This is a genomic window from Patescibacteria group bacterium (genome assembly GCA_028710985.1).
In the GTDB taxonomy this organism is placed as follows: Bacteria; Patescibacteriota; Patescibacteriia; order JAHJFT01; family JAHJFT01; genus JAQTTB01.
On record JAQTTB010000001.1, the window covers coordinates 683,869 to 695,945 of the forward strand.

Consider the following 12,077-nt stretch of genomic DNA (forward strand, 5'->3'; position numbering starts at 1 on the left):
ACAAGTGATTCAATTCACTCCTGGGGGAAGTCGGATAATGGCTTCCCCAATTCTCTAAGAGTATTTGTCGCTCAACAAATTCGTAGCTATATGATCTACAAAAACCGCTCCGAAGCGGGCAAGGCCTTAGCCAAGGAGATTAAGACAATCAAAAAGCTCGGGGAATGCGTTGTCGTGGCTTTGCCGCGCGGCGGAGTGGTGCTTGGTGCGGAAATTGCCAGGGCCATGAAATTGCCGCTTGACATTGTGGTGCCGCGCAAAATCGGCGCTCCGGAAAATCCGGAATTTGCCGCCGGCGCCATTGCCGAAGACGGCGAGTTTATTGCCAATCCGGACGCCGGAAAAATTGAAAAAGATTATCTGGAAAAAGAAATTGAAAAAGAGAAGCAGGAATCCAGCCGCCGCCTTAAGACATACCGCGGCGACCGGCCAGTGCGTCAATTTGAGGGCAAGACCATCCTGCTCGTGGACGACGGAATCGCCACCGGCCTCACTATGATTGCCGCCATCCGGACTCTCCGCAAAATGGGTGTGAAAAAAATTATTATCTGCGTGCCGGTCTCGGCCCAGGATTCGTATAACCGCATCAACCCCATGGTTGAGCGCGTCATCTGCCCGTCGGTCCCGTTTCTATTCGGGGCCGTGGGCCAGTTTTACCGCGAGTTTCCGCAGGTTGAAGACAACGAAGTCGTTGAATTAATGTCATTAGTATATGAAAACCGCGCCTAAAATAATATTCAGCCTCGGAACCCATCCCCAGCTTGAGAAAAAGATTTTTAAATTACTGAATTTCGAAATCGGTCAATTTGAAGACCGGGTTTTTGGCAATCACGAATATTATGCCCGGATCAAAAGCGATGTAAAAAATAAAATTTGCATTTTACTTGCTGTGATTACCGAGCCGGTTGGCGAGTTTATGAAACTGCTCGTTATCGTAAACGCCTTTAAATCAAACGGTGCAAAAAAGATTGCCGTCGTTATGCCGTACTTTATATATTCGCGCCAGGACCGCGTGGATAAGCCAGGCGCGCCGGTAACGCGCGATCTCGCGGCCAATCTCCTGGCCTCGGCCGGCGCCGACCGGATTATCACGGTTGACTTGCACAATCCGTCCGGGCTGGGAATCATAAAAAAAATTATTAATTTGTCACCCCTCGGGTCAATGCCTCCGGCAGTCAAAAATTATGTTGATTCATCCTGGACAATTGCCGCCCCTGATCATGGCGCAGTCAAGCGCGCCCGGGATCTCGCCGCCGTTCTGAAAATTAAAAAAATTATTGAACTTACAAAAGCGCGGCCGCGTCCTGGCGAGGCGCGCATTGTCGGCATCACCGGAGCCCCGGCCAAGGACCAGAAGATCCTGATCGTTGACGATATGATTGATTCCGGCGGAACGCTTATCCAGGCAGCGAATTTCCTGAAGGAGCGCGGCGCTATGCAGATTGCCGCGGTCTGCACGCACGGGATTTTTTCCGGTGCCGCGGCCGATTCAATAAATCGTTCGGTTATCAAAAAGGTTTTCGCTTCTGAAAGCCTGCCGCAGTGCCCCAAATGTTCGGGCAAGATTTCTTATTATCCGATTGACAGCCTCATCGCGCAGGGCATAAAAAAACATGTATAATTTTTTCAGAAAAAAAAGTTTTTCCAGCCCGGATCCTTCGGATCCGTTTGTTATTAAATATGATGTGAGCGGTGGCGCGCTCCCGCATCGGCTGGATAAATTTACCATTGACCATGATATCGGCGCCGAAGCGAGTATGTCTTCCAGCGAGGAAAACAAGTATATTGGCGTCACGATTTCGTCCAAAAAAATTAAATTTTTTGCCATTGCCATCATTGCGGTTGTCTTTGTTCTGGTCGTGCGATCCGCGTATTTGCAGGTCGGCCTGGGTGATTATTATTCCGAACTGGCCGAGGGCAATCGCATCAGAATTAAGCAGATACCGTCGCTTCGCGGCGTTATTTACGACCGTTCGGGAAAGATGCTTGTAAAAAATGACTCTTCTTTCGCGTTGGCCGTGACGCCGCTTGATTTACCGCGCGACAAAACCGCGCGCGAGCAGGCGATTGCCGGCATTGTTGCCGAATTCGGCCTGAACGCCGACGAAGTCAGTAAAACCCTGGAAGAGTTTCCATGGAATTACAGCCAGCCAGTAATTGTAAAAACAGACCTTGTCTATGAAGAGGCGCTGGTGGTGTATCTGAAAACCGGCGACTTTCCGGGTATCAGCGTCACCACGGATACGCGGCGTGACTACTTAGCGGCGCAGGATGTTGAAAGTTTTTCGCACCTAATTGGATATATGGGGCGTATTAATGACAAGGAATATGAATCTCTGCAAGCAGAGGATTATCTGCGCGGCGACAAAATCGGCAAGTCCGGGCTGGAGGCGACACATGAGCGCGAACTGCGCGGGTATTACGGCAAGAAAAAGATTGAAGTTGACGCCTTCGGAATTGAGACAAAAATAATCAGCCAGGAGGACCGGGTTGACGGAAACAACCTCTATCTCTCAATTGATTATTCCCTGCAGAAGGAAGTGGAAACAATACTTAATTCCCAACTTGCCGCATACGGAAAATCAAAAGGGGCGGTGATTATCATGGATCCGCGAAACGGCGAGATATTGAGTTTGGTTAGCACGCCGGGATATGACAATAATTTGTTTGCCGGCGGCATTTCCACCGAGGATTATCAAAACCTAATCAGCGATCCGGACAACCCGTTATTCAATCGCGCCGTATCGGGCGAATATCCCTCGGGTTCAACTTTTAAATTAGTTGTTGCCGCGGCCGGGCTTGAAGAGGGGATTATCTCACCCGCAACAACCGTAATGAGTACGGGCGGACTGCTGATCGGCAAATGGTTTTTTCCGGACTGGAAAGCCGGCGGCCACGGCTTGACCGACGTTTACAAAGCCCTGGCGGATTCGGTCAATACTTTTTTCTATTATATTGGCGGCGGTTTTGAGGATTTCGAGGGCCTGGGCGTCAAACGGCTGACCGAGTACGCGCAAAAGTTTGGCATCGGCAATCCGACCGGCATCGACCTGCCTGGCGAGGCCAGCGGGCTCTTGCCGTCTCCGGAATGGAAAAAGAAAACCAAAAAAGAGCAGTGGTACATCGGCGATACCTATCATTACGCCATCGGCCAGGGTGATTTGTTGGTTACCCCGCTTCAGGTCGCGGTGTATACTTCGATTTTCGCGAATGGCGGCACGCTGTACCAGCCGCACATTGTCCATCAGATTGAGGATGTGCTGACTCACAGGCTCACGACCGTCCCGCCGGTAACTATAAATAATCAGGTGGCAAATCCGGAGAATATCCAGGTTGTTCGCGCCGGCATGCGCTATGGCGTGACCGAGGGAAGCTCGCGGCGGCTTTCCACACTGCCCGTATCAATAGCCGGTAAGACTGGAACCGCCCAATGGAGCACGACGCGCGATCCCCATGCCTGGTTTACGGGCTTTGCTCCGTACAACAATCCCGAGATTGTCGTGACCGTGCTCGTTGAGGAGGGCGGCGAGGGCAGCGAGGTGGCTGTTCCTATTGCCTATGACATTTTTTTATGGTATTTTAATAATTATAAAAAGAGCCAAATTGAAGTTATAAATTTGGATTAAATTATATTATGTCAAACCCGTATTATCTTTCCAAAGAAGCACTCGCTAAGCTCAAGGAGGAGCTGGATTACCTAAAAAAGGTCAAGCGGAAAGAAGTCGCCGAAAAGATCCAGGCCGCCATCGCGCTCGGCGATCTTTCGGAGAACGCCGAATATCATGATGCCAAGGACGAACTCGGCATGCTTGAAGGCAAGATTTCGGTGATTGAGGATCAGATTAAAAACGCGGTTATCATTGAAGAAAAGCATGCGGCCGGCGATGCCGTGGCAATCGGCAGCGAGGTAATACTTGAAACCGACGGCACTAAGCTAAGGTACCGTATCGTCGGACCGAATGAGGCCGATCCGGCCCACGGGCTCATTTCCAACGAAACGCCCTTGGCGCACGCTATGCTCGGCCATCGCGCCGGCGAGAGCATCGAATTTGAGGCGCCGTCCGGAAAAAAGATTTATCGTATTTTGGAAATTGGTTAAAACAATAATATGGCAAACGAAGAACAAGTCAGAATTGATAAGCTCCAAAAAATTCGCGAGCAGGGGATTGAACCCTATCCGTCGGCGGCCCCGAGGACCCATGCCATAGCCGCGATCTTGGAGAATTTTTCAAAACTTGAAAATGATAAAGCCCAGGTGACGGCCGCCGGCCGCCTGCGCACCGTTCGCGGCCACGGCGGATTGATTTTTGCGCATCTCGAGGACGCCACCGGCCGGATGCAGGTTGTTTTCAAAAAAGACGAACTCGGCGAAAAGAAACACAGGCTTTTTACCCAGCTTATCGACCCGGCGGATTTTATTTCCGTGACCGGGCCGCTTTTTATAACGCAAAAAGGCGAGCAGTCGATTCTGGCAAAAGATTTCACCCTGATTTCCAAGGCTCTTCTGCCATTGCCGGAAAAATGGCACGGCCTTCAGGATATTGAAAAAAGATACCGCCAGCGCTATCTTGATCTGCTTTCCAACCCCGAAGTCCGGGAAATTTTTCAAAAAAGATGCCTCGTCATAAAAACCCTGCGCCGCCTTCTTGACGAACAGGGCTTTATTGAAGTGGAAACCCCCATGCTCCAGGCCATTCCCGGCGGCGCGACCGCCCGTCCGTTCGTGACGCATCATCACGCCCTGGATCAGGACATGTATCTGCGCATCGCGCCCGAACTCTTTCTCAAACGCCTGATTATCGGCGGCTATGAAAAAGTTTATGAGCTCGGCCGGCAATTCCGCAACGAGGGCATAGACTGGCAGCACAATCCCGAATTCACCAGCCTTGAATTTTATTGGGCGTATAAAAATTATGAAGATCTCATGGAATTTACCGAGCAGTTAATTTCCAAAGTCGTAAAAGAAGTGAACGGTTCAATGAAAATCATGTACCGCGAAGCGGAGATCGATTTTTCTCCGCCGTGGCCGCGCAAAAAGTTTCATGACGCCATTCTGGAAAATTCCAGCCTGGATATTGATAAACTAAACGATAAAGATCTCGTCAAAGAGATGAAAAATTTGAAAATTGATTCCGACTACAAGGCCGGCCGCGGAAAATTGCTTGATGATTTATATAAAGATACGGTCCGCGCCAAGATTGTCCAGCCGACAATTATTTATGACTATCCGGTTGAAATGGAACCGCTCGCTAAAAAATGTCAGGACGATCCGAATTATGTTCAGAGATTCCAGCCCATTGTCTGCGGCATGGAGCTTCTCAAAGCATATTCCGAGCTAAATGACCCCGGGGATCAGCTGGAACGCTTCCGTGAGCAGCAGAAAATGCGCGAGAAAGGGGATGAAGAGGCGCAGATGATTGACCAGGATTTTATTGAAGCCCTGAAGCACGGCCTGCCGCCAACCGCCGGCTGGGGCCTGGGCGTTGATCGATTCGTCGCGATTTTGACCAATCAGCCGAATTTAAAGGATGTGATACTGTTTCCAACGCTAAAAGCCGAGAAGGAATAGCAAATATCGGTGAATCAGTGAATTGGTGAATCGGTTTATAAAACCATTATATTTCCCATGAGCCATTCAATGAAATTTAGTGATCTGGAAATATGGAAAATCGGATTCAAGTCGCTATCGGAAATCTACGCGTTAATTAAAAACTTTCCTAAATTTGAACAGTTCGCGTTAGCTAGCCAGTCAATTAGATCAGCAAATTCGATCATTGCCAATATCGCTGAAGCTCATGGTAGATATTTTTTCAACGACAAGATACGGATATTGTATATCGCACGCGCCGAGGCCGAAGAGGTTCAGAGTCATTTAATGGTAGCTTGCTCGCAAGAATATATTTCAAAAGAAATTGCCAACCAGTTAATTGAAAGATATGAAGTTCTTATTAAAAAAATCAATTCATATATTTCATACCTGTCGCAGAAACGTCCTGACTCACCGATTAACCGATAACCGATTCACCGTATGATTAAAGTCATGGTTTTCGGCACCTTTGAAGGCGTCCATCCTGGACATAAGAATTTTTTTGAGCAGGCAAAAAAACACGGTGATTATCTCATTGCCGTGGTCGGCCGCGATAAAACCGTGGAGAAGCTCAAGGGCCAACGGCCCGAATTTTCCGAAGTGGAGCGCAAGAATTTAGTCTCGCAGGTCCCGGGCGTGGATTTGACTGTGCTCGGTAAATACCGAAATAAATTTGAGATTATTGCCGATCACCGGCCGGACGTTATCTGCCTTGGCTACGACCAAAACAGCTTTGTTGAAAATATAGAATATGAAGTTAAGAAAATGGGGCTCGCGACAAAGATCGTCCGTCTGAAATCCTACCACCCGGAAATCTACAAGTCTTCGCTGTTGAAGAAACATAAAAAGTAAATCATCTCATTCGTCATTCCCGCGAAGGCGGGAATCCAGGTGCAATAATCGGGCAGAAAGTATTTAAAAATAAAATATTATGTTAGATATAAAATTTATCCGCGAAAATCCGGACAAAGTTATAAAAGCGCTGGCAACCCGCGGGTATAAGGCTGACATCAAATCAATTTTGAAAATCGACGACAAGCGCCGTGAATTTTTGCATAAAATCGAACAGGCCAAAGCCGAGCAAAACAATGTTAGTAAAGAAATTGGCAAGATGAGCAGTAAAGATAAGAAAGCCGCCCTCGCGCGGATGAAAAAAGTTAAAGATTCGGTCCGTAGCGAAGAGGAAAAGCTTGAAAAAGTAGAATCCGAACTCGCGGTCAAGCTGGTTGATTTGCCCAACATTCCGCTTGAGGATGTGCCGGTCGGCAAGGATGAATCATTTAATGTAGTTCTGCGCGGCGATGAGCCGCCCAAAGCCCTGGGCTTTGAGCCCAAGGATCACATCGCCCTTGGCGAATCCCTGGACCTGATTGACGTTGAGCGCGCCGCCAAAGTATCGGGTTCGCGTTTTTGTTATTTAAAAAATCAAGCTGTGATGCTGCAGTTCGCTCTCGCGCGCTATGCCGTGGACACGGCTGCGGAACAGGGATTCATGCCCATGATTCCGCCGGTTCTTATAAAGCACGAGGCAATGCGGGCCATGGGCTATCTTGAGCACGGCGGCGATGAGGAGACCTATCAATTCGAAGAAGATAATTTGATTCTTGTGGGCACGTCCGAGCAATCCGGCCTGCCGTATCACATGAATGAGACTTTGGACGAAAAAGAATTGCCCAAACGCTACATTTGCTATTCAACCTGCTTCCGCCGCGAAGCCGGAAGCTACGGCAAAGACGTGCGCGGCATTTTGCGCGTGCATCAGTTTGATAAACTGGAAATGCTTTCCGTCACCGCGCCGGAAAAATCTCGCGCCGAGCACGAGCTCATAATTTCGATTCAGGAAAAACTGGTCAAGGGCCTGGGGCTGCCGTATCGCGTGGTCGCGCTCTGCACCGGCGATCTCGGCGCGCCTTCGGCCAAAACAATTGATATTGAAACCTGGATGCCGTCGCAGAAGCGCTTCCGCGAAACCCACTCATCGTCCAATTGTACGGATTTCCAGGCGCGTCGTCTTAATCTGCGCTGCAAGACAAAGTCCGGCAATGTCTTTTGCCACACCCTGAACGGCACGGCCTTTGCCATGGGCCGCATCCTGATCGCCATTCTGGAAAACTTCCAGCAAAAAGACGGGTCAATAAACATTCCCGAGGTATTGCACAAGTATCTTGATTTCACAAAAATTCCATTCGGCAAATAAATTCATTCTTTATTGTCATTCAAGGCGGGGCTAGAGAGCCCCGCCTATTATTAATAAATTTTTTATAAATAGGTGGGGCTCTCCAGCCCCACCGAAAATAAAAAAATCCGGCCCAGCAGGGGTCGGATGTGCGGTTGGGGAAAGAACATGGGGGCGTCTATCGTTCGGCCAAGCCTCAGCCGGCCGAATCGCGCTATTCGGGGTCGGCTTCGCCTAGGCAGTGCTTGCGTAGGTAGGCGAGAAGGTCTTGCAATGCGGCCGGTGATGCTGCCCGTGACACTACTTTATCGTCGGCTTCAATTATCAGCTTCCTGACGCTGTCCTTGTCGCCGCGTGCATGAGCCGCGAGAACACCATCCATCCATCCGGTAAAAGAAAATGGAAATACTTCTCCGCAGCTTTTCATGGTGGTGTATATCAGACCGAATGTGATGGGATCCAGCGGAATCACGCCCGGCTTGGGCTCGGCCTTGGTCATCTGGTTCAGCAGGTCGTACAGGATGTCGGTGATTTTCGCGGCATCCTTGTATGGTGTCGATGACGTATCCCAATACCGGGGGTTTACCTTCGGTAAGAACTCGGCTAATATCTCATCTCGATGCCATGGATGGCCGCACAAGGCGGTATCGAGGATGGCGCAGAGTCCGTCCATGAAACGAATCTTCAGTTCCTTGTCCCTCTGATCATTGATGGTTAATACGATCTTGAGAAGGTCGCGGAGCGGGATGTGGCCGGCCGGTGCAGACGGGTTGGCCGCCACGGCAGTTTCCGTCCCGGGGAAGCGTCCGATGGCGTTGAAGATCTTCTGGAGCAGGGCGGCGGGGATCGGATCGCCCTTGTGCGCGCCCTCGCGTGAGACCAGATTCTCATCCTGGTCGGTGTCAACGGCGAGCCGGTTCTCAACCGACTTCCGGTCGCCGACCATGAACTCGGCGATGGAGATTTCCACCTTGTCGCGGTTGCCCTGGCGGCTTCCGCTCTTGGTGACGCGGAAGTAAGGATTGCCCTGGGCGTCGCAGTTTTCCTTTGAAACCTGCAGGGCATAGAGACGGGCGGTCTCTTCGGGGTTGAGGTCGATTCTCAAAAACATGGGCTCCTCCTTGCCTGGCCGACCGTTGAGCGACTGCCCAAAGGTCCCGACACTGCGGGACAGGCCAAGACATTACAATCTAGCAATAAACTTGATGTTTGTCAATATATGGGTGGGGTGCTAATAAACCTCGCCGCGTGGTAAATAAAAAAATCCGGCCCAAGGGGGTCGGAAGTGTGGAAGGGAGAAGGAGCGATGATTAGCTATGTGGTTTTGCCGGGCATGGGTTCGGCGGGCGTCTCGGTCTCGCCCAGGCAGTGCTTGCGCAGGTGGGCGACGATCAGTTTGAAATAGAGATCATCCTTCAGCTCGCTGTTCAGAGCACCGGCCCGATCTAACTGAAGGCGCAGGTCAGGGTCATTCTCGTAATAGCGTACAATGATTCCAACCAGCCAAGCCCCAAAAGTATGGGGATGATACTCGAGCGGCAGTGTGCTGATGGCGTGAAGCGCGCGTACGAAGTCAGCGGTGAGCGGAATAGCAGTCGGCTTGGGCTCGGCCGTGGCCGCGTTTTCGTCCGCCACGGATTCTGGAAAGATATCCAGCGCGTCAGCGAGCTTGCGCCAGTATACGGGCGGAAGCGGCTTGAAGAGCATGACTTCCTTATCTTCCTCCCGATACCCGACCGCCAGCTCTAAGGTGACTGAGTATTCCAGAAGTTTGCCCCTCTTCACGCTTAGAACGTCCACGAACTTGGTTAATGGGAAGTTATATTCGCTGAAGCTCTTTCCGGCCGGCGCGGGCGGCTCTCGGTTCATGGCCATGTCCACGAATTTGAGAAGCTCGGCCAGCTGTTTGCCCGTGAGTTCCTTTTTAACGATCATGGTTTCTCCGTCTGGCATTTCATGGACACCGTCCAGGGTTCCGATACCATCGGAACAGGCCAGAATAGGTAAACATTAAAATAAACCTTGATTTTTGTCAAGAAATAAGCTAAAATATCGAATGTCCAATGCCTGAATGTCTAATGTCTAACCCGATTAATTATTGAGTCATTGGGCATTATTTAGGCATTCGCTATTAGGCATTAGTCATTTATGAAAGTTTGGGTCGAAATTATCAAAAACAACCTCATATACAATCTCCAAACCTTTCGGTCAATTATTGGTCCCAAGGTTGCTTTAATGTCCGTGGTTAAATCCAATGCCTACGGCCATGGCATGATTGAAGTTGCAAAAATCGCCGAACCGCACGCCGACTGGTTTGGCGTTGATTCAATTGACGAAGCCTTGGCCCTCAAAGCCGCCGGTATTGCTAAGCCCATTTTGATTCTCGGTTACACCATGAATGGCCGCTTGACCGATGTGGTTGAAAACGGATTTGCGCAAACGGTTTACAACCGGGACACAATCAAAAATCTCGGAGAACTTTCGAAAAAAATAAATAAAAAAGTAAATCTGCATTTTAAAATTGAAACTGGTACTTCCCGGCAGGGGATTGGGGAGACGGATCTCATGGATCGGATCGCGATTGTCAAACAATATTCCAATCTCGTGATTCAGGGATTGTCCACGCATTACGCCAACATCGAAGATACAACGGATCACAGCTTTGCGAAGTCGCAGCTGGAAAAATTCAATGACGCAATAAAAAAATTATCCGAACAGGGGATTGAGGTGCCGATGAAGCATACGGCCTGTTCGGCGGCCACGATTTTATTTCCGGAGACGCATTTTGACCTGGTGCGCGTCGGCATTTCCCAGTACGGCCTGTGGTCGTCCAAGGAAACATTTGTGTCCGCGAACGGCGAGGCCCGGAAAATCGATTTAAAGCCGGTTTTAACCTGGAAAACCGTGGTTAGCCAGGTAAAGAGCGTGCCCGTCAGTACGCCCGTCGGCTACGGCCTGACCGAAAAAGTAAGCCGGGATTCGCGCCTCGCGGTTCTGCCCATTGGCTACTGGGACGGCTTTGACCGCCGTCTATCCAGCGTGGGCAATGTTTTGATCCGCGGCAAGCGCTGCAAAGTCCTTGGCCGCGTCTGCATGAATATGATCATCGTTGATGCCACCGATCTGCCGGAAATTAAGGCTGAAGACGAAGTCGTTCTGATCGGCCGCCAGGGCAGCGAAGAAATCACGGCCGATGAAATGGCGCAAAAAATCAGCTCAATCAACTACGAAGTGGTCACTAGAATTAATCCGTTGATTAAAAGAAAAATCGTTTAAATATTGCGCTAGATTCTATATTCTAGATTCTAATTATAACCATGATAAAGGACTTTAAAGTCGCAAAGCATTTCAAAAAACACCGCCTTCTTGATCATTCGCGCCGCGTTGGCCGTTACAAAAATCCGCTTTTTGCCCAGCGCGCCGACCAGATTTTAAAATTGCGCAAGGTTAAAAAGCGCATCATCATTGTCGCGGTTATTGTCGCGGTTTGCGCTCTGTTTTATTTTTTTATCATCGGGCCGTATTTTTATATATCAAAAGTATCGGTTGAGGGAATCAATACTATCAAGGGCCAGGAACTCCAGAAATTGGTTGAAGAATTTTTAAACACGCGCCGTTATTTAGTTTTGCCAAATCAGAATATTTTATTTATGGACACTGGTCGCCTGCGTCGCGAGATAGGGGAGAACTACGTGTTGGATGATTTAAAAATAAAGAGGAAATTACCAAATGAATTAATATTGCAGATTCAGGAACGTGCGTCAGACTCCATTCTGTCTATTGGCGGAAATTATTATTATTTGGATTCCCGTGGTATTATTTTGCGACGCTTGAGTGAGGCAGAGATTTATCCCGGTCTTTCGGCCGGTCCGTTTAGCGGAGACCTGCCGGAATTCAAAAATATTATTGACGAAAGAACTTTGCCGTTAATCTATGTATTGACTCCAGGCGATGTACAGATTGGCCAGCAGTTCATGAATTTTGAATGTTACGACAAAATACTCGGATCTCAGTATATTCTGACCATGAACACGCCATATACCATTAAATATTTTAAAATAAACGATTTAAACGTCAGGTGGTTCAAGCTGGTAACCGTCGATGGTTGGGAAATACATCTTGATTTGGACAAGAATTTGCAAACGCAGATTGTAAAAGTTTACACTTTTATAAAGGAAGAAAAATTAAATCCGTCCGATTATCAATATTTCAATGCGCGTTATGAAGATAAGATATATTATAAGTAGGGTTTTGATAGGTATATAGTGTCGCATAAGATACATTGTGCGACGCTAGATATATGTAAAAACAATA

The 12,077-nt window shown here is 49.0% G+C and carries 12 protein-coding genes; 10 read left to right on the forward strand and 2 right to left on the reverse strand.

Going from position 1 to position 12,077, the window contains the following annotated elements; translation table 11 throughout:
* The first annotated feature begins 90 nt into the window (after positions 1-90).
* The 8 genes from PHW53_03375 to serS all read left to right on the forward strand — a co-directional run bounded on the left by PHW53_03375 (position 91) and on the right by serS (position 7,784).
* Positions 91-729 (forward strand): phosphoribosyltransferase family protein, encoded by a 639-nt coding sequence (locus PHW53_03375; GenBank protein MDD4995475.1) that lies wholly within the window; start codon positions 91-93, stop codon positions 727-729.
* Positions 713-1,621: a ribose-phosphate diphosphokinase gene (gene prs, locus PHW53_03380; protein ID MDD4995476.1), complete on the forward strand. Its 909-nt coding sequence runs from the start codon at positions 713-715 to the stop codon at positions 1,619-1,621. Before PHW53_03375 ends, prs begins: the two co-directional genes overlap by 17 nt.
* The gene (gene mrdA / locus PHW53_03385; protein MDD4995477.1) at positions 1,614-3,626 is read left to right on the forward strand and encodes a penicillin-binding protein 2; all 2,013 of its coding nucleotides are present in this window, start codon (positions 1,614-1,616) and stop codon (positions 3,624-3,626) included. Before prs ends, mrdA begins: the two co-directional genes overlap by 8 nt.
* Positions 3,627-3,634: 8 nt before the next feature.
* Entirely contained in the window at positions 3,635-4,099 is a 465-nt protein-coding gene (greA, locus tag PHW53_03390; protein ID MDD4995478.1) for a transcription elongation factor GreA, read from the forward strand.
* Positions 4,100-4,108: 9 nt separating this feature from the next.
* Positions 4,109-5,569 carry a lysine--tRNA ligase gene (gene lysS, locus PHW53_03395; GenBank protein ID MDD4995479.1) on the forward strand — a complete coding sequence of 487 codons (1,461 nt, stop codon included), beginning with the start codon at positions 4,109-4,111 and terminating at the stop codon, positions 5,567-5,569.
* Positions 5,570-5,638: 69 nt separating this feature from the next.
* The gene (locus PHW53_03400) at positions 5,639-6,016 is read left to right on the forward strand and encodes a four helix bundle protein (protein ID MDD4995480.1); all 378 of its coding nucleotides are present in this window, start codon (positions 5,639-5,641) and stop codon (positions 6,014-6,016) included.
* 12 nt (positions 6,017-6,028) lie between these two features.
* Complete coding sequence (locus PHW53_03405) at positions 6,029-6,439, forward strand: adenylyltransferase/cytidyltransferase family protein (GenBank protein MDD4995481.1); 411 nt, start codon at positions 6,029-6,031, stop codon at positions 6,437-6,439.
* 79 nt (positions 6,440-6,518) lie between these two features.
* Positions 6,519-7,784 (forward strand): serine--tRNA ligase, encoded by a 1,266-nt coding sequence (gene serS / locus PHW53_03410; GenBank protein MDD4995482.1) that lies wholly within the window; start codon positions 6,519-6,521, stop codon positions 7,782-7,784.
* Between the two features lie 193 nt (positions 7,785-7,977).
* On the opposite strand, the gene PHW53_03415 is transcribed toward serS, so the two are convergent.
* Together PHW53_03415 and PHW53_03420 are read right to left on the reverse strand one after the other, a co-directional pair.
* Complete coding sequence (locus tag PHW53_03415; protein ID MDD4995483.1) at positions 7,978-8,874, reverse strand: hypothetical protein; 897 nt, start codon at positions 8,872-8,874, stop codon at positions 7,978-7,980.
* 203 nt (positions 8,875-9,077) lie between these two features.
* Entirely contained in the window at positions 9,078-9,716 is a 639-nt protein-coding gene (locus PHW53_03420) for a hypothetical protein (protein ID MDD4995484.1), read from the reverse strand.
* Between the two features lie 195 nt (positions 9,717-9,911).
* Between PHW53_03420 and alr the strand changes: the two genes are divergently transcribed.
* Together alr and PHW53_03430 are read left to right on the forward strand one after the other, a co-directional pair.
* Positions 9,912-11,039, forward strand: a complete 1,128-nt coding sequence (gene alr / locus PHW53_03425) for an alanine racemase (protein MDD4995485.1) — start codon at positions 9,912-9,914, stop codon at positions 11,037-11,039.
* A gap of 41 nt (positions 11,040-11,080) precedes the next feature.
* Positions 11,081-12,010, forward strand: a complete 930-nt coding sequence (locus tag PHW53_03430) for an FtsQ-type POTRA domain-containing protein (GenBank protein ID MDD4995486.1) — start codon at positions 11,081-11,083, stop codon at positions 12,008-12,010.
* Positions 12,011-12,077: the final 67 nt, after the last annotated feature.